21 protein-coding genes and 1 pseudogene are annotated in these 23740 nt (G+C 54.4%); 7 read left to right on the top strand and 15 right to left on the bottom strand.

All coding sequences use genetic code 11. The features are described from left to right. From fdnG to EHN13_RS21855, 4 genes are all read left to right on the top strand, one after another. A partial coding sequence (gene fdnG, locus EHN13_RS21870; RefSeq protein WP_124022082.1) for a formate dehydrogenase-N subunit alpha occupies positions 1–2803 on the top strand: 2803 nt, incomplete at its 5' end. Positions 2804–2816: 13 nt separating this feature from the next. Continuing rightward, positions 2817–3701, top strand: a complete 885-nt coding sequence (gene fdnH / locus EHN13_RS21865) for a formate dehydrogenase N subunit beta (protein WP_124022081.1) — start codon at positions 2817–2819, stop codon at positions 3699–3701. Continuing rightward, the gene (gene fdnI / locus EHN13_RS21860; protein ID WP_115602042.1) at positions 3694–4350 is read left to right on the top strand and encodes a formate dehydrogenase-N subunit gamma; all 657 of its coding nucleotides are present in this window, start codon (positions 3694–3696) and stop codon (positions 4348–4350) included. Before fdnH ends, fdnI begins: the two co-directional genes overlap by 8 nt. A gap of 127 nt (positions 4351–4477) precedes the next feature. Continuing rightward, entirely contained in the window at positions 4478–5080 is a 603-nt protein-coding gene (locus EHN13_RS21855) for an inorganic diphosphatase (protein WP_101742186.1), read from the top strand. Between the two features lie 79 nt (positions 5081–5159). Here the strand turns inward: EHN13_RS21855 and EHN13_RS21850 are convergent, their stop codons facing one another. The 3 genes from EHN13_RS21850 to EHN13_RS21840 form a co-directional block, all read right to left on the bottom strand. Next, positions 5160–6875: an ABC-F family ATP-binding cassette domain-containing protein gene (locus EHN13_RS21850; RefSeq protein ID WP_124022080.1), complete on the bottom strand. Its 1716-nt coding sequence runs from the start codon at positions 6873–6875 to the stop codon at positions 5160–5162. Between the two features lie 429 nt (positions 6876–7304). Further along, a complete protein-coding gene (locus tag EHN13_RS21845) occupies positions 7305–8006 on the bottom strand; it encodes a DUF2931 family protein (protein ID WP_124022079.1) in 702 nt (233 codons plus the stop codon). Between the two features lie 10 nt (positions 8007–8016). Continuing rightward, positions 8017–9705 carry a T6SS phospholipase effector Tle1-like catalytic domain-containing protein gene (locus EHN13_RS21840; protein WP_124022078.1) on the bottom strand — a complete coding sequence of 563 codons (1689 nt, stop codon included), beginning with the start codon at positions 9703–9705 and terminating at the stop codon, positions 8017–8019. Between the two features lie 165 nt (positions 9706–9870). On the opposite strand from EHN13_RS21840, the pseudogene EHN13_RS21835 reads away from it, so the two are divergent. After that, positions 9871–10320, top strand: a pseudogene (locus EHN13_RS21835) (endonuclease/exonuclease/phosphatase family protein); the annotation flags it as partial. A gap of 68 nt (positions 10321–10388) precedes the next feature. On the opposite strand, the gene maeA reads toward EHN13_RS21835, so the two are convergent. Both maeA and sra read right to left on the bottom strand, forming a co-directional pair. Next, on the bottom strand, positions 10389–12086 hold the full coding sequence (gene maeA, locus EHN13_RS21830) for a malate dehydrogenase (RefSeq protein WP_048211651.1): 1698 nt from the start codon (positions 12084–12086) through the stop codon (positions 10389–10391). A 179-nt stretch (positions 12087–12265) separates the two neighbouring features. Continuing rightward, positions 12266–12406 carry a stationary-phase-induced ribosome-associated protein gene (sra, locus tag EHN13_RS21825; protein WP_005126806.1) on the bottom strand — a complete coding sequence of 47 codons (141 nt, stop codon included), beginning with the start codon at positions 12404–12406 and terminating at the stop codon, positions 12266–12268. Positions 12407–12633: 227 nt separating this feature from the next. Between sra and osmC the strand changes: the two genes are divergently transcribed. Then, positions 12634–13065 (top strand): peroxiredoxin OsmC, encoded by a 432-nt coding sequence (gene osmC / locus EHN13_RS21820; RefSeq protein WP_048211652.1) that lies wholly within the window; start codon positions 12634–12636, stop codon positions 13063–13065. A 47-nt stretch (positions 13066–13112) separates the two neighbouring features. On the opposite strand, the gene EHN13_RS21815 is transcribed toward osmC, so the two are convergent. From EHN13_RS21815 to EHN13_RS21790, 6 genes are read right to left on the bottom strand one after another with little or no spacing between them, the layout of a single operon-like run. After that, positions 13113–13883, bottom strand: coding sequence for a 3-hydroxybutyrate dehydrogenase (locus EHN13_RS21815; protein ID WP_124022077.1), 771 nt, complete (start codon positions 13881–13883; stop codon positions 13113–13115). Between the two features lie 11 nt (positions 13884–13894). Further along, on the bottom strand, positions 13895–15289 hold the full coding sequence (locus tag EHN13_RS21810; protein ID WP_197081310.1) for a GntP family permease: 1395 nt from the start codon (positions 15287–15289) through the stop codon (positions 13895–13897). 37 nt (positions 15290–15326) lie between these two features. Next, positions 15327–16250 (bottom strand): 3-hydroxyacyl-CoA dehydrogenase family protein, encoded by a 924-nt coding sequence (locus EHN13_RS21805; RefSeq protein WP_061067904.1) that lies wholly within the window; start codon positions 16248–16250, stop codon positions 15327–15329. Beyond that, positions 16240–17445 carry an acetyl-CoA C-acetyltransferase gene (locus EHN13_RS21800; RefSeq protein ID WP_048211656.1) on the bottom strand — a complete coding sequence of 402 codons (1206 nt, stop codon included), beginning with the start codon at positions 17443–17445 and terminating at the stop codon, positions 16240–16242. Before EHN13_RS21800 ends, EHN13_RS21805 begins: the two co-directional genes overlap by 11 nt. Before the next feature lie 10 nt (positions 17446–17455). Continuing rightward, positions 17456–18112, bottom strand: coding sequence for a CoA transferase subunit B (locus tag EHN13_RS21795; protein WP_048211657.1), 657 nt, complete (start codon positions 18110–18112; stop codon positions 17456–17458). Between the two features lies 1 nt (position 18113). Further along, entirely contained in the window at positions 18114–18821 is a 708-nt protein-coding gene (locus EHN13_RS21790; protein WP_048211658.1) for a CoA transferase subunit A, read from the bottom strand. Positions 18822–18963: 142 nt separating this feature from the next. Here EHN13_RS21790 and EHN13_RS21785 point away from each other — a divergent pair, with 142 nt between their 5' ends. After that, a complete protein-coding gene (locus EHN13_RS21785; protein ID WP_115602047.1) occupies positions 18964–19854 on the top strand; it encodes a LysR family transcriptional regulator in 891 nt (296 codons plus the stop codon). 10 nt (positions 19855–19864) lie between these two features. Here EHN13_RS21785 and EHN13_RS21780 read toward each other — a convergent pair whose 3' ends face one another. The 4 genes from EHN13_RS21780 to EHN13_RS21765 are packed head-to-tail and all read right to left on the bottom strand — an operon-like array spanning position 19865 to position 23697. Then, on the bottom strand, positions 19865–20806 hold the full coding sequence (locus EHN13_RS21780; RefSeq protein WP_048211660.1) for an ABC transporter ATP-binding protein: 942 nt from the start codon (positions 20804–20806) through the stop codon (positions 19865–19867). Then, on the bottom strand, positions 20799–21785 hold the full coding sequence (locus tag EHN13_RS21775; protein ID WP_048211661.1) for an ABC transporter ATP-binding protein: 987 nt from the start codon (positions 21783–21785) through the stop codon (positions 20799–20801). The genes EHN13_RS21780 and EHN13_RS21775 overlap by 8 nt, the downstream gene beginning before the upstream one ends. Next, positions 21782–22678 (bottom strand): D,D-dipeptide ABC transporter permease, encoded by an 897-nt coding sequence (gene ddpC / locus EHN13_RS21770; RefSeq protein WP_101742192.1) that lies wholly within the window; start codon positions 22676–22678, stop codon positions 21782–21784. Before ddpC ends, EHN13_RS21775 begins: the two co-directional genes overlap by 4 nt. Continuing rightward, on the bottom strand, positions 22675–23697 hold the full coding sequence (locus EHN13_RS21765; RefSeq protein ID WP_061067898.1) for an ABC transporter permease: 1023 nt from the start codon (positions 23695–23697) through the stop codon (positions 22675–22677). Before EHN13_RS21765 ends, ddpC begins: the two co-directional genes overlap by 4 nt. Positions 23698–23740: the final 43 nt, after the last annotated feature.

Genomic DNA, 23740 nt, shown 5'->3' with positions numbered 1-23740 from the left:
GGATCATCCGGTGAGCCGTGGGGCACTTTGTCCTAAGGGCGCAGGATTGCTGGATTACGTGCACAGCGAAAGCCGTTTACGCTACCCGGAATATCGCGCTCCCGGTTCCGACAAATGGCAACGCATCAGTTGGGATGAAGCTTTCTCCCGCATCGCAAAACTGATGAAAGCAGACCGTGACGCCAACTTTATTGAGAAGAATGAGCAGGGCGTGACGGTAAACCGCTGGCTTTCAACCGGGATGCTGTGTGCATCTGCGGCGAGTAATGAAACCGGCATGCTGACGCAAAAATTCGTGCGCTCACTCGGCATGCTGGCGGTAGACAACCAGGCACGCGTCTGACACGGACCAACGGTAGCAAGTCTTGCTCCAACATTTGGTCGCGGTGCGATGACCAACCACTGGGTTGATATCAAAAATGCTAACGTCGTAATGGTGATGGGCGGTAACGCCGCTGAAGCACATCCGGTGGGATTCCGCTGGGCGATGGAAGCTAAAAACAACAATGATGCTACGCTGATTGTTGTCGATCCCCGTTTTACACGTACAGCGTCGGTGGCGGATATCTATGCGCCGATTCGCTCCGGCACGGACATTACGTTCCTTTCCGGCGTATTGCTGTATCTGATTGAAAATAACAAAATCAATGCTGAATACGTTAAGCACTACACCAACGCCAGCCTGCTGGTGCGGGATGATTTTGCTTTTGAAGACGGTTTGTTCAGCGGTTACGACGCCAAAAAACGTCAATATGATAAGTCGTCCTGGAACTACCAGTTCGATGAAAATGGCTACGCAAAACGCGATGAAACCTTAAGCCATCCCCGTTGCGTGTGGAACCTGCTCAAACAGCACGTTTCCCGTTATACGCCGGATGTGGTGGAAAACATCTGCGGTACGCCGAAAGCCGACTTCCTGAAAGTGTGTGAAGTTCTGGCCTCCACCAGTGCTGCCGATCGTACCACGACCTTCCTGTACGCGCTGGGCTGGACACAACATACCGTTGGGGCGCAGAACATCCGCACCATGGCGATGATCCAGTTGCTGCTCGGTAACATGGGGATGGCCGGTGGCGGCGTAAACGCATTACGCGGTCACTCCAACATTCAGGGCTTAACCGACTTGGGTCTGTTATCAACCAGCCTGCCCGGTTATCTGACGCTGCCGTCAGAAAAGCAGACTGATCTGCAAACCTATCTGGCCGCCAATACACCCAAAGCGACGCTGGCCTCCCAGGTGAACTACTGGGGCAACTATCCGAAGTTCTTCGTCAGTTTGATGAAATCTTTCTACGGCGATGCGGCACAGAAAGAAAACGACTGGGGCTTTGAATGGCTGCCGAAGTGGGATCAGTCCTACGACGTCATCAAATATTTCAACATGATGGATAGCGGGAAAGTTACCGGCTACATCTGTCAGGGCTTTAACCCGGTTGCGTCCTTCCCGGACAAAAACAAAGTAGTACAGAGCCTCAGCAAACTGAAGTATCTGGTGGTTATTGATCCGCTGGTCACAGAAACGTCCACATTCTGGCAAAACCACGGCGAATCCAACGATGTCGATCCGGCGTCGATTCAGACTGAAGTTTTCCGTCTGCCATCCACCTGCTTTGCAGAAGAAGACGGCTCGATTGCTAACTCTGGCCGTTGGCTGCAGTGGCACTGGAAAGGTCAGGATGCACCAGGTGAAGCGCGTAATGACGGCGAAATTCTGGCCGGTATTTACCATCGTCTGCGCGACATGTATCGCACCGAAGGCGGTAAAGCTGTAGAGCCTGTGCTGAAAATGAGCTGGAACTATAAGGTACCGGACGAACCGCATTCCGAGGAAGTGGCCAAAGAGAACAACGGCTATGCGCTGGAAGATCTCTATGATGCGAATGGCGTGCTGGTGGCGAAAAAAGGTCAGTTGCTCAACAGCTTTGCGCTCCTGCGTGACGACGGTACAACGTCATCCTCCTGCTGGATTTATACCGGTAGCTGGACCGAGCAGGGCAACCAGATGGCTAACCGCGATAACGCCGACCCATCAGGTCTGGGTAATACGCTGGGTTGGGCATGGGCATGGCCACTGAACCGTCGAGTACTGTACAACCGCGCTTCGGCAGACCCGCAGGGTAAACCGTGGGATCCGAAACGGATGTTGATCCAGTGGAACGGTACTAAGTGGACCGGAAACGATATCCCTGACTTCAACAACGCCGCACCGGGTAGTGGCACCAATCCGTTTATCATGCAGCCGGAAGGGCTGGGGCGTCTGTTTGCTATCGATAAGCTGGCGGAAGGGCCGTTCCCGGAACACTACGAGCCGATGGAAACGCCGCTGGGTACGAACCCGCTGCACCCGAACGTGATCTCCAACCCGGCAGCGCGTCTGTACGAAGCGGATGCCTTGCGTATGGGGACGAAGCAGGACTTCCCATACGTCGGAACCACCTATCGTCTGACCGAGCATTTCCACACCTGGACCAAACACGCACTGTTAAATGCGATTGCCCAGCCAGAGCAGTTTGTGGAAATCAGCGAAACGCTGGCGTCAGCAAAAGGTATCGGCAACGGCGACTACGTGAAAGTCAGCAGCAAGCGTGGATTTATTCGCGCAGTTGCGGTGGTCACCCGTCGTCTGCAAACCCTGAACGTCAACGGTCAGAAGGTTGAAACCGTAGGGATCCCGATCCACTGGGGCTTTGAAGGAGTCGCGCGTAAAGGCTTTATCGCCAACACCCTGACGCCGAATGTCGGTGATGCAAACTCGCAAACGCCGGAATACAAAGCGTTTTTAGTTAACATCGAGAAGGCGTAAGGGGGGCGAACATATGTCTATGGAAACGCAGGACATCATCAAACGGTCCGCAACAAACTCCATCACGCCGCCGCCTCAGGCCCGTGATTACAAAGCCGAGGTCGCGAAGCTGATCGACGTTTCCACCTGTATAGGCTGTAAGGCCTGTCAGGTGGCATGCTCAGAGTGGAACGATATCCGCGATGAAGTCGGCCACTGCGTCGGGGTATATGACAACCCCGCCGATCTCAGCGCCAAGTCCTGGACGGTGATGCGGTTTACCGAAACCGAACAGAACGGCAAGCTGGAGTGGTTGATTCGTAAAGATGGCTGTATGCACTGTGAAGATCCGGGCTGCCTGAAGGCGTGTCCGTCTGCCGGGGCAATCATCCAGTACGCCAACGGGATTGTCGATTTCCAGTCCGAGCACTGTATTGGCTGCGGCTACTGTATTGCCGGGTGTCCATTTAATATTCCGCGCCTCAATAAAGAGGATAACCGCGTGTATAAATGTACGCTGTGTGTCGACCGGGTCAGCGTCGGGCAGGAACCTGCCTGCGTGAAGACCTGTCCGACCGGGGCAATACATTTCGGCACCAAGCAGGAAATGCTGGAAATGGGCGAACAGCGTGTGGCAAAACTGAAAGCACGCGGTTTCGAACACGCCGGTCTCTACAACCCGGAAGGTGTGGGTGGTACGCACGTTATGTACGTTCTGCATCATGCCAACCAGCCGGAGCTGTATCACGGCCTGCCGAAAGAGCCTAAGATCGATACCTCTATCAATCTGTGGAAAGGGGCTCTGAAACCGCTGGCTGCTGCCGGATTTATCGCTACCTTCGCCGGGCTGATTTACCACTACATTGGCATCGGCCCGAATAAGGAAGTGGACGACGACGAGGAGGATCATCATGAGTAAGTCGAAAATGATTGTGCGCACGAAGTTTATCGACCGCGCCTGTCACTGGACGGTGGTGATCTGCTTCTTCCTGGTGGCGCTGTCGGGGATTTCGTTCTTCTTCCCGACTCTGCAATGGCTGACGCAAACCTTCGGTACGCCGCAGATGGGGCGTATTCTGCACCCCTTCTTTGGTTTGCTGATCTTCGTTGCGCTGATGTTCATGTTTGTGCGCTTTGTGCACCACAACATCCCGGATAAGAAAGATATTCCGTGGCTGAAAAACATTGTGGAAGTGCTGAAGGGCAATGAACACAAAGTAGCGGATGTGGGCAAATACAACGCCGGACAGAAAATGATGTTCTGGTCGATCATGAGCATGATTTTTGTGCTGCTGGTCACGGGCGTTATTATCTGGCGTCCATACTTTGCGCAGTTCTTCCCGATGCAGGTCGTGCGCTATAGCCTGCTGATCCACGCTGCGGCGGGCATTATTCTGATGCACGCTATCCTCATCCATATGTATATGGCATTTTGGGTGAAAGGATCAATTAAAGGCATGGTTGAAGGGAAAGTGAGCCGTCGCTGGGCGAAGAAGCATCACCCGCGCTGGTATCGCGATGTTGAAAAGCTGGAAGCAAAGAAAGAGAGTGAAGAAGGGGTTAAGTAAACCTGATGCTTTCTGACAACAATGGCGCTGCGGATGTAGCGCCATTTTTTGCCAAAAAAACGTCATGTTTCTGTCATCTGGTAAACGTAAGGTGTTGTCTTTCCAATAAGAGAAGAGTTAAAAGACAATGCTTCTGGTGAAAAAATTACTCGCAGTCAGCGTATTTCTCTGTGCGTCCGCTCAGGCGCAGAATATCCTCGAATTTCCGCAACCGGAGAATAACCCGGAAGAGTTTTATGCCGTGACTGAAATCCCGGCAGGCGGGATCATAAAATATGAAACCGACGCCAAAACCGGCTTTATCATTGCCGATCGTTTCCAGTCGATGCCGGTTGCCTATCCGGCAAACTATGGCTCATTGACCCAGTCCCTGGCAGGTGACGGTGACCCGCTGGATGTGATTTTCTATACCCGGGCACCGCTGGCCCCGGGAACGCTGATCAAGTTGCGCGCGATTGGCGTGCTGAAGATGATTGATGGCGGGGAAAAGGACGATAAAATTGTCGCCGTGCCGGCCAGCAAAATTGACCCCACCTATGACGACATCAAAGAGTTGAGCGATTTGCCAAAGATCGAAGTGCAACGACTGGAGTCGTTTTTCCGCGTGTACAAAGAGTTGCCGGAAGGGCGTAAGAAAGTAGAGTTAAATGGCTTTAACGATGCGGCCACCGCGAAACAAGAGATCAAGCAGGCATGGGATGCCTGGAAAGAAAAACAGCCGAAACAGTAAATGAAATGCCGGATGGCAGGCCTACACGCGCATTTTGCTAATGTAGGCCGGATAGGCTTGCGCCATCCGGCAATAGAGATTACTCCAGTTGTGAGTTCAGGCGCTCAATCTCTTTACGCCATTGCGCTTGCAACAGCGGCTTTTGATGTTTCGGCTTGCGGGCGAGATCGTCGGCCAGACGTTGCTCCAGCTCGAGGAGTTGTTCCAGCAATTCATCGCTGTCACCGCGTATTTCGGCCCTCGCTTCGACCACCGTTTTGGGAACGCTCATCTCATCAGACGTTTCCCGAATACGATCGTTGATCGCGTCCAGATCGTGCCATTCGCTAAGTTCACCATTATCGATAAACCAGAACCTATTACAGCTTTGGCTGATAAGCTGACGGTCATGGCTGACCAGCAGCACGCCGCCGCTGAAACTTTGTAGCGTCTGCGCCAGCGCTTCTTTACCTTCCATATCCAGATGGTTGGTTGGTTCATCGAGCATCAGCAGGCTGTAGCGCGCAAGCGTCAGCCCAACAAACAGCAGCCGGGAGCGCTCACCGCCGCTTAGTGTACTGACCCTCTGCGCATGACGAATCCACGGAAAGCCCGCGCTAATCAGCGCCATCTTGCGAACATCAGGCTGCGGAGCAAACGGTTCGAGCGCATCAAACAACGTGTCGTCATCTGTGAGCTGGTGTAGCGTCTGATCGTAATACCCCAGTGTGACGCGAGAGTGCAACATCAGTGAGCACGATGCCATTTGCGACTGATATTGCTGCCAGATAAGCCGTAGCAGCGATGATTTCCCGCAACCGTTACGCCCGACAATCGCCACGCGATCGCCGCTTTTTAACCGGATACCGGCAATGGAAAACAGTGTATCTGCGTCGGGAGCAGGGGCTACAGACAGATTGGTCATCTCCAGCAAACGATCTGCACGCAGGGCATCACCCTGCAATGTTAGTGTCCACTGACTTCCTGCTGTAACTTCTGTCTGCACCTCTTTCAGGCGCTGCACCTGTTTTTCCATCTGCTTGGCCTTGCGGGAGAGATCTTCGTTGTCGTAGACCCGCCCCCAGGTTGCCAGCCGTTTGCTGCTGGCGGTAACCCGGTCTATCTCTTTTTGCTCAGCCTTGTGGCGCAGAGCATCGCTGACGTCTCTTTCTGCCAGCGCCTGACGTGCCGCGCTACAGGGCAGATCAAAGGCATGGAGAGTGCGATCGCGCAGGATCCACGTTCCGTGAGTCACCGCGTCCAGCAACTGCGGGTCGTGGGAAACCACCACAAAACTGCCAGACCAGTTCTGTAAGAACTGCTCCAGCCACAGTAATGTTGGCAAATCCAGATGGTTACCCGGTTCATCCAGCAGCAGCAGGTCAGGATTACGCATCATCGCCCGCGCTAATAGCAAGCGTGTGTGCTGGCCACCGCTCAACGTTTGCGCTGTCAGAGATAAATTCTCTGGCGTGAAACCCATTTTGGCAAGCAGCGCTTCAACCCGCCATTGTTGAGCCGCACGCTCATGCTCAGGAAGTTGAGCGAGAACGGCTTCCTGCAGCGTAAGCGGCAGTATATCGTCAGGTAGATGTTGTTCTACACGCGCGAGATGGCAGTGATTCGCTTGCGCGATTGCTCCGCTGGTGGGCGAAATCGTGCCATCGAGCAGTTTTAACAGCGTGCTTTTGCCGCAGCCGTTGTAACCGATAAGCCCAATGCGGTCGCCTTTTTTGAGGGTAAATGAGAGATCGTCGAACAGGGTGCCGAATGCCGTATCAACGTGTAAGGATTGTGCGGTTAGTAATGTGCTCATTGTTGCTTACTCAAGAGTTACAGGCGTAAAAACGCCTCGTCAAACATCGCTGACGATAACCCGGTAAGCCCGAGAGAAGGGGATTTAGATGTTAGCTTCGCTCAAGCAGAAGTTATCGCAGCACGATACCGATAACGCTTGAGCACTGGCGATCGCCAAAAGCATGTGAAACGATGAAACGTTCACAGTACAGCATAAGTATCCTCCTTTTATATTTCCGAATGTTAATCGATGGTGAAAGTGTAAACGCAAGCTACGCAGTAGTGCAAGCTTACAGCACCCAACAGCAGAGAGACGGGCAGGGGTGATACAACAATTAGTTGGTGAGACCTGCATTTAAAAAGATTGAAGGTTAACCTGTCAAAACAATTAGATTGATGCTCAAAAGGATCTCAAGAAGATCCTTTTGGTTTTGCTGATCGTTATGTCCTACCAGTTGCCATATGGATAGTGCTTCCCCTTGATAAAGTCACGGATAAAGGCATCGTAACCATTAGCCTCGATGTAACTGAAATCAATCCGATTGGTAACGTTTTTGCATATCAACATATCATCCCCCGTCAGGGTGAACTGCCGGGCAGGATGCTGGAGTACGGATGAGTTCCCGTTATCCTCAAGCCAGACCCGTACAGTACCGCCGGGAGCCAGACCAACGGCCATTCGGTTCCGGTAGTACGGTTTCCCCGGATGGTAGGGATCAGGAAATGCCGTAGTCATCTGCTGCCACGTCTCCCGTCCGAACCAGATCTCTGTCTCATACGCTTTTTTATCGATAACCGAGTCCCAGCACACCGTCATTCGTACCGGCAGTGCTTTTCCCCGATTAAAATAACCGCCATATCCCCCCATCAAATTATGCCAGCGCCCGATACTCAGATCACTGGTGTCCATAGGATCTAACCGGCGGAAGATACTCTCCCGGATATCCCCGTCCTCCAGATACACCATTGTCACCAGTGCCGGCAGATTTTTCGGGTATATAAAACTGAAATTCCAGTTATCGTAAGGCAGCGTCTTTCCCCACTGCTCCACGCCATCTCCCAGCAGCGTCTTCACGCCTGCCCGGCGGTCATGACAGCTAGCAGTCAGCATAACGCTCAGCACGGCAACCATCAGCGATAATCGTCTCATCCCTGCCTCCTCAGAACAGTCCGTCCAGCGCGTCCGCGTTCACCCGCGCCCGGTCTTCCCACTGCTGCTGGTCGTCCATCCGCCACACCGTCCGCACCCACCCTTTGCCCGGGGCCATCGGCCACACGAACGAGCGCTCGTCCGCCGGCGCATAGTGGTGTCGCAGAAAAACCTCTCCCGAGGACGGACTCACCCACAGACTCAGATCCGAGTCGATGTTCCAGTTCGCCGAACAGTGCAGGTAACGCCCGATGGTTCGCATCTCCTCTGCCGTGAATCCCTCCGGCTCCGCGCCACGCCGGACCGCGCGCCCCTGCGCTATAGCTTTGTTACACAGAGGAAGCAGTTCTGACGGTAGTACCAGCTCTTTGTTGCTGCTGAGTATCGGTGTAAACATAACCCCGGCGTCCTGTGCCGCATCGAGCATCACCCGCATGCACACTTTTTCCCAGTCGTTCGGCACCGTCCTGCGCGTCATAAACACCGCCGCGCCTACTTTCTTCTCAAAAATAGACGCCCGCGCCTTGTCCCGGTTAACCAGCGGCCACGAAATCATTTTCGTCTCCACCTCGCCGTACGGCATCAGGTATTTCAGCGCCGGCAGCGAATACAACGCCTGGCGCATCTTCTCCGCCTGACGGTAAACTGCCGTCTGCATTTCATCCGCGCTGTCGCGAGTCACCTCAAAGTCCGGCATCGTCAGCAGGGAGATTTCATCCTCTCCCGCGTTATAGCCCCCGCCAATGTCCGAGTGCGCCCCTGGCAGCGCCAGCTCCGGCCACATCCCCGCGATGCTGTTCAGACTGAAGTTGTACCGGCACTCGTGCATCGCGCTTATCTGAAACACCTTCTGCGCCACCGGGGGGCGCAGTTCGAGATTCACTCCGGGGTTGCTGCGCCCGTTAATGTCGTAGAAGTTCAGCAGACTCCCGATGGCTGCGACCGTGTCAAACAGCCCCAGGAAGCGCACCTCACCCGCAGGTTTTCCATGGTGTCCCGCCATATCCAGCCCGTTCTCTATTGCTGCCGCTATCGCCGGGTCTTCATTCATCACCCGGTTGGCAAAATGCCGCGCCGCCGCCGCACCGCGGCTAAACCCGAACACGTCAAACTGCACCTTCGCGATTGCCACTTTGTCACGGTTACGACCGATGAAAACGTTCAGTGCTGAAGCAATTTCCTCAAGAACTTCCTCGGTCTTCGTCACCACCCCTTCAAACTGCCGGATAAGGCTGCTGCCCAGCGCTTTACCCAGCATAGAATCGCTTTCACCGTCCGCTGTCCCGATACCGCCGACGTAAGCTTTCACCTGCGCCTCCATCTGCTCTTCGCCAAGGACAGTATCCGATTTGTAAAGTTCATTGAGCCGTGAAATATTGGTGATGCCGCCCTGCCAGCTACCGTTACCCAGCCCGGCTCTGGCGTGCTCTTCATACTTCGCGCATGCCCGGGCACGCTCCTCGCCGACCAGACTGGCGCAGTAGGCATACGCCAGGCGCAGATCGTCTGAGTTCGCCCGGTTATTTCCCGTACCGTCAAAGAATACCCCCACAGTCAGCGTGATCCCCCTGACCGGCACCTGCCGGCACCAGACGGTTTTAAAGCTACAGTGAATGCTGGTCTTATGGGTGCTGTCCCCGATAATTTCATACTGATAATAGCCACTATCTTCCGGTGCTGTCTTATCGACTGTGCTCATAGAAAATCCATTTAGTTTCTGTGGTTAATTAATATTCCATCATACCTTAACCGAAATCAACGCGCCGTCTTTAGTACATGATGCAGTTACCATGCTCAAATGTGTGGTGGAGAACGTATCCGGTAAAGAGTAGTTCTATTCCGTCAGGCATATTACCGTCGATAACGCGTGGCATTACTGGCGCAGGTTGACGTTCCTGGGGTTGATTCTGCCCCTATCATTACGGTGACTCATCTCGACTGGCAAAAAGAACCCACCATGCGTACTGAACAAGCCCGCTATCTGTTAGATATTAACCTTGGCGACGCTGCATCAGATTTCCAGGATATCGCATCCTCAATTAAGATCCTGGCAGGGGACTTCAATTCGACCTGGGATGAGCAGCCACTTAAAGAAATACGTTACTTTTTCAATGAAGTGATGAAAGAAGGAGTTGATACGCGCAGTTAACCAGCCGTTAACCCTGCGATAGATATAGACCATATTTTTACGTTTAAAGGTCAGAAGTGGAACATCAAAAATCTGGACATCCCGCATAACTCACCCGAATTTACTCGGTCTACGGCGAGCGATCACTTGCCGGTTATTGCAGAACTTGAACTTTCAGAGCAATAATCGATATAACGTGTTTGTTAATTGAATAATGAAAATTGCCCGGCAGCAACGTGCCGCCGGGCAAACCGTCAAATAGAAGTACGACGGTAGTCGCGATATTCCGCCTGCCAGAAATTCTCGTCGATTGCCTGTTGCAGCGCTTCAGCGGAGGTTTTCACCGCCACACCCTGCTGCTGGGCCATTTTACCGACGGCAAAGGCAATGGCACGAGAAACCGTCTGAATATCTTTCAGTTCCGGTAACACCAGTCCTTCACCGTTCAGCACCAGCGGTGAGTACTGCGCCAGCGTTTCGCTGGCCGACATCAGCATTTCATCGGTGATGCGTTTGGCGCCAGAGGCTATCACGCCAAGGCCGATACCCGGGAAGATGTACGCGTTATTACACTGGGCAATCGGGTAGATTTTATCTTTCCAGGCGACCGGGGCGAACGGGCTGCCGGTGGCAACCAGCGCGTTACCTTCGGTCCAGGCGATAATATCCTGTGGCGTGGCTTCAACGCGCGAGGTCGGGTTAGACAGCGGCATAACGATCGGACGCGGACAATGCTTGTGCATTTCGCGAATGATCTCTTCAGTAAACAGGCCAACCTGTCCGGAAACCCCGATCAGGATGTCAGGTTTAACGTTGCGGACCACGTCAAGCAACGACAGCACATCTTCTTGTGTATCCCAGTGCTGAAGATTTTCGCGTTTTTGCACCAGTTTGGTCTGGAAAGAGAGCAGGTTGGGCATTTTATCGGTTAACAGGCCGAAGCGATCGACCATGAACACGCGTTGACGCGCGGCTTCTTCGCTTAAACCTTCACGCTGGATTTGCGCGATGATCTGCTCGGCAATCCCGCAACCGGCGGAACCCGCCCCAAGGAAAACAATGTTCTGCTCGCTCAACTGGCTGCCGGCTGCACGGCTGGCCGCAATCAGCGTACCGACGGTAACCGCTGCGGTGCCCTGAATATCGTCGTTGAATGAGCAAATTTCATCGCGATAACGGGTCAGGAGCGGCATGGCGTTTTTCTGCGCGAAATCTTCAAACTGCAACAGCACATCAGGCCAGCGATGCTTCACGGCCTGGATGAATTCATCAACAAATTCGTAGTATTCATCATCAGTAATGCGCGGATTACGCCACCCCATGTACAGCGGATCGTTCAGCAATTGCTGGTTGTTGGTCCCGACGTCAAGTACCACCGGCAGGGTGTAAGCCGGACTAATCCCGCCACACGCGGTATACAGCGACAGCTTACCGATTGGAATACCCATCCCGCCGATCCCCTGATCGCCAAGACCAAGGATGCGTTCACCGTCGGTGACGACGATAACCTTGATATTGTGGTTCGGGACGTTTTGCAGAATATCGTCCATGTTGTGACGGTTCTGATACGAGATAAACACGCCGCGGGCGCGACGATAGATCTCAGAGAAACGCTCACAGGCCGCGCCTACCGTTGGGGTGTAGATAACCGGCATCATCTCATCAAGATGATTATGCACCAGTCGATAGAACAGGGTTTCGTTGGTATCCTGGATGTTGCGCAGGTAAATATGTTTATCGATTTCGGTTTTGAATCCCTGATATTGGATCCAGGCACGTTCAGCCTGTTCTTCAATCGTCTCGACCACTTCCGGCAGTAACCCCAGCAGGTTGAAGTTACGGCGTTCTTCCACACTGAAAGCGCTCCCTTTATTCAGTAAAGGGAATTCCAGCAGTACCGGGCCAGCGTAAGGGATGTAAAGGGAACGCAGTTTTTTAGTTTCGTTTTCCATGTCACTCACTCTTTTTTGAATAACCGTCCCTGGCACTCTTTATGATCGTATAGGGCCTGTCCGCCAGGGAAACGGGCGAAGTATAAAGCATTGTGAATGGGTTAAGGGGTTTTATAAGCAAAAACACCACTGCGGTTGCAATGGTGTTTATCTCTTTAATCAGTATGTCGTGCGGGAAACTATTTGCTGTCAGCGCGGCGTTTTCTTCCGGTAGGATTGTTGACCACGCTGGATTTGTCGCCTTCGGTCACGACTTTACGTTGATTGGAGATTTTGTGGTCCAGTCCAAGAATATGACGGGCCTGACGGTTCGATTTCATTTTAACTCCTTAATCCTGTTACTGGTTTCAAGGGCGAGCCCGCGTAAGAACGGACGAAATACAACCTGACAAAAAGCCGATGAGTAAACTAACGGCTCTCTGGATGGTCGGTCATTTTATCTGAAAGGTCAATGCTTAAGCAGAAAATGCAGAACTTTCCATTATGGTCATGCATTTTCCCATGAGGCCTATACTTGTTACTCCGATGACAACACAGGAGAGCGGTAATGACTATCCATAAGAAAGGTCAGGCCCACTGGGAAGGCGACATTAAACGCGGTAAAGGGACCGTGTCGACCGAAAGTGGCGTACTTAACCAGCAACCGTATGGATTTAATACACGTTTTGAAGGCGTCAAAGGCACTAACCCTGAAGAGTTGATTGGCGCAGCACATGCTGCCTGCTTCTCGATGGCACTGTCGTTGATGCTGGGCGAAGCAGGTTTTACGCCAGATGCCATTGATACGACTGCCGATGTTTCTCTGGATAAGGTGGATGCCGGTTTTGCTATCACCAAAGTGGCGTTACACAGCCAGGTGAGCGTTCCGGGGATAGACGCCGCTACGTTTGACGGCATTATTCAGAAAGCGAAAGCCGGATGCCCGGTGTCGCAGGTTCTGAAAGCGGAAATTACGCTGGATTATCAATTGAAATCTTAGTAATGGCGTGCCGGATGCGACCACGTCTTATCCGGCACCCGAGGGTATTACTGCGCCACCCAGCCGCCATCCATATTCCACGCTACGCCGCGCACCTGCGCTGCGCCGTCTGAGCACAGAAATAGCGCCAGCTCACCCAACTGTTCCGGCGTGACAAATTCGCGTGACGGCTGCTTTTCCGCCAGCAGAGCGTCACGCGCCGCAGCGGGTTCAGCCCCGTCGGCAATACGCTTATCGATCTGCTGTTGGACCAGCGGGGTCAACACCCAGCCGGGACACAGTGCATTGCAGGTGATTCCCGTCTGCGTGGTTTCAAGCGCAATGGTTTTGGTTAAACCCACCACGCCATGCTTCGCTGCCACATAAGCAGATTTGTCTTTTGAGGCCACCAGACCGTGAACAGAGGCGATATTGATGATGCGTCCCCAGTTACGCGTACGCATGCCGGGAAGCGCCAGGCGCGTGGTATGAAAAACAGAAGAGAGGTTAATGGCGATAATCGCGTTCCACTTATCAACCGGAAAAGTCTCTACCGGTGAAACGTGCTGGATCCCGGCGTTGTTGACCAGAATATCCACACCACCGAATTCGCTTTCGGCATAACGCATCATGTCGGCAATTTGCGCTTCATCGCTTAAGTCCGCGCCATGATAGCCTGGCGTTTTGCCACATTGCGCAACGGCATCTTTGGCGGCATCGACATCACCAAATCCGTTAAGGATCAGCGTCGCGCCCGCCTGCGCCAGTACCTGCGCGATGCCTAATCCGATACCGCTGGTAGAGCCGGTAACCAGGGCAACTTTTCCCGTTAAGTTCATGATGATTCTCCTTAAACAATTCCGGTGGTGTAGAAAACGCCGATCACAAACAGCACGGCCAGGCTTTTGATTACGGTGATGGCAAAAATCCCGCCGTACGCCTGACGATGGCTGAGGCCGGTAATCGCCAGCAGGGTAATGACCGCGCCGTTATGTGGCAGAGTGTCCATGCCGCCGCTTGCCATCGATGCGACGCGGTGGAAGACTTCAAGTGGAATATTGGCGGCATGGGCGGCAGCAATGAACGTATCAGACATCGCCGCGAGCGCAATACTCATCCCGCCGGATGCCGAGCCGGTGATCCCGGCAAGCGTGGTAATGCTGATCGCTTCATTGAGCAACGGATCGGGAATCGCAGCCAGCGCTTTTGACAACACCAGAAATCCCGGCAGGGCGGCGATAACCGCGCCAAAACCGTATTCTGATGCGGTATTCATCGCGGCCAGGATAGCGCCGCCAACCGCCGTTCGGCTGCCTTCCGCCAGGCGACCTTTGATATTGCGATAGCCGAACACCACCACCAGCAGGATCCCCGATATCAATGCCGCTTCTACCGCCCAAATAGCCGTAATTTTCCCCACTTCAGTGGTAATAGGTTTGGCAAGCCCCGGGAGTTCCAATTGATGCGTTGCGCCATACCACTGCGGGATCCAGCGGGTAAACAGCAGGTTAAACACACCCACCAGGATCAGCGGAGAAATAGCAATAATCGGGTTTGGCAGGTTAATGTTATCCGGCGTCTCCGGCTCGTTTAACAGCTCAGTGCCATAGCCTTCATTTTTAGCCTGCGCTTTTCGACGCTGGCGCTCGAGGTACATCAGGCCAACAAAGATAATAAAGAGCGAGCCAATCAGCCCCAGCCACGGCGCGGCCCAGGCGTTAGTCCCAAAGAAGCTGGTTGGAATGATGTTCTGGATCTGCGGCGTCCCCGGCAGGGCATCCATCGTGAAAGAGAATGCCCCCAGCGCCACGGTTGCCGGGATCAGGCGCTTCGGAATATTACTTTGACGGAACAGTTCAGCCGCGAACGGATACACCGCAAAGGCCACTACGAACAGCGACACACCGCCGTAGGTCAGGAGAGCACATACCAGCACAATCACCGGAATGGCGTGACGACGTCCGAGAATGTTGATGGCAGCAGCAACGATTGAACGGGAAAAACCGGATAACTCGATTAACTTGCCAAACACCGCTCCCAGCAGGAACACCGGGAAGTAAAGCTTTACAAAACCGACCATTTTTTCCATAAACAGACCGGTGAAGGCGGGGCCGACGGCGCTCGGTTCCGTAAGCAGAACAGCACCTAATGCCGCAATGGGGGCAAACAGGATAACGCTGTATCCGCGATAGGCTGCCAGCATCAGCAAGCCCAGCGCTGCCAGGGCGATTAATACACTCATCATGACTCCTTATTATTATAGTGGGGTACAGAAAGAGACGTTATGGCTTCAGGGCAAAGCGCAGTTGATGTTCACGGCGTTGCTGGATGTATTCCTTGCGCGAATCATCCCAGCGATAAAACCCCTGACCACTGCGCAAGCCGGTGTCGCCGTTGGCAACCTTGTCAGCAACAAGTGACATCATGTCGCTGCCGGTGGCCAGCTCCGGGAGCAGATGCCGGCAAATATCCTGCACCGTAGACAGCCCGGTCATATCTGCCGCTTCCAGCGGACCAACCATCGCATAGCGACGCCCGAGGGAGGCGCGCATCACCTGATCCACCACTTCCGCGCTGGCGATCCCGCTTTTAACGATATGTAGCGCTTCACGCAGCAGTGCGAATTGCAAACGGTTACCGACAAACCCCGGTGCGGCGCGATCGAGCACCACCGCTTCCAGTTGCATCGAGAGCAACAGACGTTGCAACTCGCTGAGATATTCCGGTTTCGTTGCTGAACCCGGCACAATTTCAACCAGCGGAATAAAGTGGGGGGGATGCCAGAAATGGGCGATCAGCAACCGTTCGGGGTGGGTGAGTTTTTCTGCCAGCGCATCCGGCGGCAGGCCACTGGTATTACTGGCGATCACCGCATCTGGGGCGATTAATGCTTCCAGTTGTGCATACAGTGCGTGTTTGAGCTCGAGTCGTTCCGGGATCGCTTCAATCAGTAATTGCGCGGTGGCGATATCCTGCAGCGAAGTCGTACCGTGCAAGCGACTCAGAACCGACGCTTTTTCCTCTGCGTGAAACTGGTCAGTCGCGATCAGCTCATCGAGAATGCTCCCGGCAACGGCGTTAATTTCAGCAATCCGGTCGCTATCGGTATCAAATAGCCAGATATTATGGCCAAAACGGGCAAAATGGGTGGCAATGCCGACGCCCATTAAACCCGCGCCCAGGACGCTAAAGTGATTATTTTGCATGCTGTTCTCCTGTTGAACGCTCTACCGCCAGCGCGACGCCCTGACCGCCGCCTACGCACAGCGTAGCCAGCCCTTTGGTCGCGTTACTGCGCGCCATTTCATGTAACAGGGTCACCAGAATGCGGCAGCCAGAGGCGCCAATCGGATGACCCAGCGCAATCGCACCGCCGTTTACGTTCACCCGGTCGCTGTCCCAGTTCAGGGATTCGCCAACCGCCAGCGCCTGTGCGGCGAAGGCTTCGTTGGCTTCAATGAGATCGACATCATTCAACGTCCAGCCCGCTCGCTTCAGACACTGGAGTGACGCCTCTACCGGCCCAATGCCCATAATGGCCGGGTCGACACCGGAAACGGCGTAACCCGCCACCCGGGCAAGAACCGGCAGCTTAAGTTCTGTTGCTTTGGCGGCGCTCATCAGCATCACCGCCGCCGCGCCGTCGTTGATTGATGAGGCGTTCCCGGCGGTCACTGTGCCATTACCAGGACGAAAAGCCGGTTTCAGTTGTGCCAGTTTCTCCGCCTGAGTATCCGGGCGCGATTGTTCATCACGCTCAACCAAACGTGGTGGTTTTTTCCCTTGTGGAACACTGACCGGCGTGATTTCTGCATTGAATCGACCGGCTTCAATTGCCGCCGCGGCTTTCTGCTGAGACTGCAGCGCAAAGGCATCCTGTTGTTCGCGACTGATAACAAACTTATCTGCCAGATTTTCTGCAGTAATACCCATGTGGTAGTCGTTAAACGCATCCCACAACCCGTCGTGTACCACGCTGTCTTTCAGACTGGCATGCCCCAGACGCAGACCCGAGCGTGCGCCGTCGAGAAAATAGGGCGCATTGCTCATGCTTTCCTGGCCTCCGGCAATGATGATGTCCGCATCACCGCAGCGGATAGCCTGCACCGCCTGTTGCACCGCTTTCAGACCTGAACCACATACCAGATTGATGGTTAGCGCAGGGACCGTCACCGGCAAGCCAGCCCGTAATGCTGTCTGTCTGGCCGGATTCTGGCCGCTGCCCGCCGTCAGAACCTGCCCCAGGATCACCTCGTCAATTTGCTCCGGCGCGACGGCGGTTTTTTCCAACAGAGAGCGGATCACCACTGCCCCCAGTTCCACGGCACTGAGCGGTGCCAGCGCCCCGTGGAAACTGCCAATGGGTGTACGCGTTGCGGCGACAATAACAACATCCTGCATGGTCAGCTCCTCAGCTAAATTGCATTTCGGGGACGTTTTCGGGAACGATCAGCTTGCCGGCTGTTCTGGCGACAATCTCATCCACGCTGATGCCCGGCGCACGTTCGCGCAGAATGAACGCGCCATCGGCGATCTCCAGTAACGCCAGGTCGGTAAGCACGCGTTTAATGCAGGCCACGCCGGTTAGTGGCAGGGTGCAGGCGGGGAGCAGCTTGGACTCACCGTTTTTGGACGCATGCGTCATCACCACAATGATGTTTTCAGCCCCGGCCACCAGGTCCATCGCGCCACCCATGCCTTTCACCATTTTTCCGGGGATCATCCATGAGGCGATATTGCCGTTAACATCCACTTCAAACGCGCCGAGTACCGTCAGGTCAACGTGACCGCCGCGGATCATGGCGAAAGATTGCGCCGAGTCGAAGATCGCCGCGCCTTTGCGCGCCGTCACGGTCTGTTTACCGGCGTTGATCATGTCAGCATCAATTTCGTCTTCGATCGGAAACGGGCCCATCCCCAGCAGACCGTTCTCCGACTGGAGCATCACGTCCATCCCATCGGGAATATAATTGGCCACTAAAGTTGGAATACCGATCCCAAGGTTGACGTAATAACCGTCGCGCAGTTCCCGGGCGACACGCATCGCCATTTGTTCACGTGTTAACATGTCAGGCTCCTTTCTGGCGCAGGGTGCGTTGTTCAATGCGTTTTTCAAACTGCCCCTGAATGATGCGGTTTACGAAAATTCCCGGGGTATGAATTGCGGCGGGATCCAGCTCGCCGGGAGGGACAATTTCTTCGACTTCCACGACGGTAATACGCCCGGCGGCGGCCATCAGTGGATTAAAATTCTGTGCGGTGTGGCGATAAATAACGTTGCCGTACCAGTCGGCTTTCCAGCCTTTGACCAGCGCAAAATCACCGGTAATCGCCTGTTCCATAATGTAAGGACGGCCGTCAAATTCACGTACCTCTTTGCCTTCGGCGACGGGTGTACCGTATCCTGTGGCGGTGAAAAACGCCGGGATCCCTGCGCCGCCGGCACGTAACTGCTCAGCCAGCGTGCCCTGTGGGGTCAGAATGGCTTCCAGTTCACCGCTCAGTACCTGCTTTTCAAACAGCGCATTTTCGCCAACATAGGACGCTACCACTTTACGTACCTGACGTGTTTCCAGCAGCACACCGAGGCCAAAACCATCCACGCCGCAGTTGTTTGAAACGACGGTCAGTCCCTGAACCTCCCGACGGCGTACTTCGGCAATCAGGTTTTCAGGAATGCCGCATAAGCCAAAACCGCCCGCCAGCAGCGTCATATTGTCGGTCAGCCCTGCCAGCGCCTCTTGATACGTGGCGACACGTTTATCCAGTCCAGCCATACACTTGTCCCTCCAGTTGTCCTTGCCGACATCATTGGGGGTGAAAAATGATTTGTTAATTTTAAATTTGTGACTCACTCATTGGGTTTTTTTATCAATTTAATGTTAATTAAAGGTATTCAATAAGTTAAAGGAATGCGAAATGGGAATGAGCATCAAACAGTTACGCGCGTTTTTAGCGGTAGCTCACACTCTGAATTTTGCTCATGCCAGTGAAAGACTGAATATGTCGCAGCCCGCATTAAGCCTGGCGATTAAAGGGCTTGAGGACTCGCTGGGCGGGGCGTTACTGTTGAGAACCACCCGCAAAGTGACCCTGACGCAGGAAGGAGAAACGCTGCTGAATATGGGGCGACAACTGCTGGCGGACTGGGAGAATACGGAAGAAGCAATGCGCCAGCGCTTTACACTGCAACGCGGTAAAATCTCCATTGCTGCCATGCCTTCGTTTGCGGCTAACGTCCTGCCACAGGTACTGAAAACCTTTCGGGATTGCTATTCCGGTATTAACGTGACGGTTCACGATGTGATCAACGAACAGGTCATTGAAATGGTGAGTGAAGGGCGGGTGGAGATGGGGATCGCCTTCGAGCCTGATTATTCAGGGCAACTGCACTTCACGCCGCTCGGTGTCGATCGTTTTGTGGCGATCGTCCCGCCAACATCCAGGCTGGCGGGGCGAGAGCGTATTGCGTGGCGCGAACTGCTGACGCTGGATTTTATTACGCTGCAACGCCCATCTGCCGTGCGCCTGATGCTGGAAGAACAACTGGTGCAAAGCGGACATACGCTGGACGTGGCGCTGGAAAGCCATCAACTGGTGACCGTTGGCCGTATGGTGGCAAGCGGATTAGGCGGCAGCGCAGTCCCCGCACTGTGTCGAACACAAATGACGGAACTTGGCGCAACCTGTATAGAGCTTGACGGTCCCGTGATCCAGCGGCGGATCGGGGTGCTGCGTTCGGCACACCATAAATTATCAACCGCGTCGGGAATGCTGGTGGACGCGCTGAAAAAGGCGTATCTCGCCTGAAAATGCGTAGTCAGCAGATGTCAATGGCCCGCCAACAACGAACTTCGCGTCCGGCTTCATTTTTCAGTAATGTCTGTTTTTTTTCACATCCGTGGGTTGCCAGCGGGCATCTGTCGCGGAAAAAACAGCCTTGCGGTAGCGTCCTGTTGCCGGGGAGTTCGGTTTTACGCAGGACCAGGTCTTCAGCCAGCGGCGTACCCGTTTTAGGCACCGAATCCAGCAACAGACGGGTGTAAGGATGCGCCGGATGCGAGAGAACCTGTTGCGCATCGCCCAGCTCAACAATTTGCCCAAGGTACATCACCGCCACGCGGTCGCTCATATGCCGTACGACCGATACGTTATGCGATATCAGCACAAAAGTCAGATTCCGGCGTGCCTGCAATGCAACCAGCAGATTGAGGATTTGCGCCTGTACCGAAATATCCAGTGCCGACGTCGGCTCATCAAGGACGATCACATCCGGCTCCGATGACAGCGCGCGGGCGATGGCAATACGCTGGCGCTGTCCGCCAGAAAAGGCATGCGGCAGGCGATCGAGGTATTCCGGACGAATCCCTACCTGTCGAGCCAAATCCTCAGCCAGGGCGCGGCGTTCGCGTTCAGGGCTACGCTTTTGGATCCATACCGGTTCAGTGATTATTCGCCATACCGGCAAGCGCGGGTCCAGGGATGAAAGCGGGTCCTGAAAGACCATTTGCATACCGTTGTGTTGCTTGCCACCGCCGCAAGAATAGTGCCCCTGGCTCGGTTTGAGCATCCCCATCAGCAGTTGTGCCAGCGTACTTTTACCGCAGCCGGATTCGCCAACAATCCCCAGCGTTTCCCCCTGGCGGATTTGTAAATCCAGACCGTTGAGTGCATGCACCCGCTCTGTTACTTTGCCGAGCCAGTTTTTTCGCGCGGGGAAGTTAATATGAACATCCTGCAGGTCCAGTAAAATATCAGACATGTGTCGTCTCCAGTTGTGGGTACCAGCAGGCGGATTGTTGATCCGCACCGCCCTGGCTGCATAAATCAGGTGTTTCTTCACAGCGAGGCCCCGCGGCAAAGCAGCGATCGCGGAACGCACATCCGACGGGTAAACAGGTTAAATTCGGTACGGTACCCGGAATCGCGGGGAGCAAAGCACGCGGTTCACCGTGCTCAGGCGCACACTTCAGGAGGCCAATAGAGTAGGGATGTGTGGGGTGCTGAATAACGGTTTGCGTCGGGCCGCTTTCAATCACGCTCCCGGCATACATAACGTATAACCGGTCACACAATTGCGAGACGACGGCCATATCATGGCTGATAAACAACACGGCGGTACCGCTGGCCCGCGCTTTACGCTTCAGTAAGCGCAGCACCTGAAGCTGTACCGTGACATCCAGCGCGGTGGTGGGTTCATCGGCAATGATCAGGTCTGGCTCACAGGAAAACGCGAGCGCAATCATCACGCGCTGACGCATCCCCCCAGAAAGCTCAAACGGGAAGCGGGACATTACTTCCGGGGCATCCGGGATTTGCATTTCTTCCAGTAACGCAATGGCTTTCTGCCGGGCATCCGTGCGGCTCAATGCCTGATGGTGACGGATGACCTCCACCATTTGCTGGCCGATTCGTCGTGTTGGATTCAACGCCGTCATCGGCTCCTGGAAAATCATCGCCACGCGCTGGCCGCGCCACTGGCGCATTTGTTTTTCGCTGGCAGTTAAAACATCTTCACCCAACAGCGTAACGCGCCCCTGATGGATACGATAGCTTCCTTCGGGTAACAGACGCATGGCGAGCATGGCCGTGACGGATTTCCCTGAGCCAGACTCACCAACCACGCCGACAATTTCACCCCGGTTGATATGCAGCGACACATGATTCAGCGCATGCACATCCGCTTTATAACCGGGGAAGCTCAGATGTAAATTCTCGATCTCCAGGACAGGTTGTGTCATGAGTGTTTTCCTCCGGCTTTCGGATCCAGCAGATCGCGAATACCATCACCAAAGAGATTAAAGCCCACGGCGGTAATCAGAATGGCGGCACCAGGAAATGCGCAATACCACCACTGGTCAAGCACGTAGTTTCTACCAATCGCCACCATTGCGCCCCATTCAGCGCTGGGTTGTTGGGCGCCGAGGCCAATAAATCCGAGCGTGGCGGCCATCAGGATCGCACTGCCAATATCCAGTGATGCCTGCACAATCAGCGGGGGAAGTGAATTGCGTAAAATATGCCAGCTGATCAGATGCCAGCGTGATGCGCCATAGGTTCGCGCGGCCTGTACATAAGTAAACTGACGAACGACCAACGTTTGACCGCGGGCGAGGCGTACATAGAAAGGAATACGCACAATCGCAATCGCCAGCATGGCGTTGAACAGGCTTGGCCCTAATGCAGCGGCCAGTGCCATTGTCAGTACCAGCGAAGGAATGGACAGCATAACATCCATCATACGCATGATGATCGCATCGGCACGTCCGCCCATCACGCCAGACAGGCATCCCAACAGCGAGCCCAGCCCGCCAGCGATACCCACCACCACCAGACCGGCGACAATTGACTGCTGACTTCCGACCAGGACGCGGCTGAACAGATCACGACCCACTTCATCGGTGCCAAACCAGTGGCTGGCCGACGGTGGCAACAGGCGAGCGGTCAGATCGATGGCGTTAGGATCGTAAGGGGTGATCCACGGAGAGAGCACCATTAACAGTAGCATCAGTACAATAATAACGCCGCCAATCACCGTCAGCGGACTGCTTTTCATCATCCAGAACAATTTGGCCCAGTCCGTGCGACGGCGGGCGGTCTGCGGGGCCGCTGGCGTTTCTTGTGTGAGCATCATTGTGCGCCTCCACGTCCAATTCGAGGATCTACCCACAGATAGAGCAAATCCACCACCAGGTTAACCAGCACATAGGCGAAGGAGACCACCACGGCAAATCCCATCACGGCCGGGAAATCAAGCGCCTGAATAGAGGTCACAACCCAGGCGCCCATGCCCGGCCAGGCAAAGACCGTTTCGGTCAGTACCGCGCCATAGAGCAGATCGCCCAGGGCCAGACCCAGCACGGTTATTGACGGAATCAACGCATTCGGCAGTGCATAACACAAAATGATGTACCAACCCGGTAAACCACTGGCACGCGCGGTGCGGATATAATCTTCGCCCAGTTGTTCCAGCATGGCGGAGCGAATCTGTCGGGCAACGATCCCTAAGTGCACAAAGGCCAGCGTCAGCGACGGCAGGATCAGGTGCTGCAGCGCATTGAAAAAGACCTCGGCGTTGCCTTCCAGTAGCGCATCAACCAGATAGAAACCGGTGACGTGCGTGGGGGGATCGAGCCAGTCATCAAGCCGTCCGCCGCCGGGTAAAATCTGCAAATGGCCATAAAACAGCACGATAACGCCGAGGCCCAACCAGAATGCCGGGGTCGAAATACCGGTGATCGCCATCAGGCGGACGAGGTGGTCGAGCCAACGGTTGCGCCAGACAGCAGACAAAATACCCAGCGGGATACCGATGATCAGCGCCAGCAGCAGAGAGCAGAAGGCCAATTCAAGAGTGGCAGGGAAGAATACGCGCAGTTCATCCAGCACCGGACGGCCGGTGCGAATGGATGTGCCTAAATCACCCTGAAAAATATCGCTGACGTAACGGAAAAACTGAATATACAGCGGCTGATTCAGTCCCAGCTGTTGGCGAATATTTTCGACAATTTCATCACTGGCGCGATCGCCGGCCAGCAGCCGTGCAGGGTCGCCCGGGATCAGGTGTGAAATAATAAAAGTGATTACACAGACACCGGCAACCACCAGGATAAGTCCCCAGCATCGCTGGCGTAAAATACTCCAGAAGGTCATTGGCTTCCCCTTGCGGAGCCAAATCGGCTCCGCATTAATGTGG

Source organism: Citrobacter youngae (assembly GCF_003818115.1).
GTDB lineage: Bacteria > Pseudomonadota > Gammaproteobacteria > Enterobacterales > Enterobacteriaceae > Citrobacter > Citrobacter youngae.
This window is presented reverse-complemented; position numbering and strand designations above follow the sequence as displayed.

Coding starts and splice junctions, on each gene's coding strand:
- EHN13_RS21795 (WP_048211657.1), bottom strand. CDS start 18,112: ATGTTAACACGTGAACAAATGGCGATGCGTGTCGCCCGGGAACTGCGC.
- EHN13_RS21855 (WP_101742186.1), top strand. CDS start 4,478: ATGCTTCTGGTGAAAAAATTACTCGCAGTCAGCGTATTTCTCTGTGCG.
- EHN13_RS21845 (WP_124022079.1), bottom strand. CDS start 8,006: ATGAGACGATTATCGCTGATGGTTGCCGTGCTGAGCGTTATGCTGACT.
- EHN13_RS21840 (WP_124022078.1), bottom strand. CDS start 9,705: ATGAGCACAGTCGATAAGACAGCACCGGAAGATAGTGGCTATTATCAG.
- fdnI (WP_115602042.1), top strand. CDS start 3,694: ATGAGTAAGTCGAAAATGATTGTGCGCACGAAGTTTATCGACCGCGCC.
- EHN13_RS21775 (WP_048211661.1), bottom strand. CDS start 21,785: ATGACACAACCTGTCCTGGAGATCGAGAATTTACATCTGAGCTTCCCC.
- EHN13_RS21810 (WP_197081310.1), bottom strand. CDS start 15,289: ATGATGAGTGTATTAATCGCCCTGGCAGCGCTGGGCTTGCTGATGCTG.
- ddpC (WP_101742192.1), bottom strand. CDS start 22,678: ATGATGCTCACACAAGAAACGCCAGCGGCCCCGCAGACCGCCCGCCGT.
- EHN13_RS21765 (WP_061067898.1), bottom strand. CDS start 23,697: ATGACCTTCTGGAGTATTTTACGCCAGCGATGCTGGGGACTTATCCTG.
- osmC (WP_048211652.1), top strand. CDS start 12,634: ATGACTATCCATAAGAAAGGTCAGGCCCACTGGGAAGGCGACATTAAA.
- EHN13_RS21805 (WP_061067904.1), bottom strand. CDS start 16,250: ATGCAAAATAATCACTTTAGCGTCCTGGGCGCGGGTTTAATGGGCGTC.
- EHN13_RS21785 (WP_115602047.1), top strand. CDS start 18,964: ATGGGAATGAGCATCAAACAGTTACGCGCGTTTTTAGCGGTAGCTCAC.
- EHN13_RS21780 (WP_048211660.1), bottom strand. CDS start 20,806: ATGTCTGATATTTTACTGGACCTGCAGGATGTTCATATTAACTTCCCC.
- EHN13_RS21850 (WP_124022080.1), bottom strand. CDS start 6,875: ATGAGCACATTACTAACCGCACAATCCTTACACGTTGATACGGCATTC.
- sra (WP_005126806.1), bottom strand. CDS start 12,406: ATGAAATCGAACCGTCAGGCCCGTCATATTCTTGGACTGGACCACAAA.
- maeA (WP_048211651.1), bottom strand. CDS start 12,086: ATGGAAAACGAAACTAAAAAACTGCGTTCCCTTTACATCCCTTACGCT.
- EHN13_RS21800 (WP_048211656.1), bottom strand. CDS start 17,445: ATGCAGGATGTTGTTATTGTCGCCGCAACGCGTACACCCATTGGCAGT.
- EHN13_RS21790 (WP_048211658.1), bottom strand. CDS start 18,821: ATGGCTGGACTGGATAAACGTGTCGCCACGTATCAAGAGGCGCTGGCA.
- EHN13_RS21815 (WP_124022077.1), bottom strand. CDS start 13,883: ATGAACTTAACGGGAAAAGTTGCCCTGGTTACCGGCTCTACCAGCGGT.
- fdnH (WP_124022081.1), top strand. CDS start 2,817: ATGTCTATGGAAACGCAGGACATCATCAAACGGTCCGCAACAAACTCC.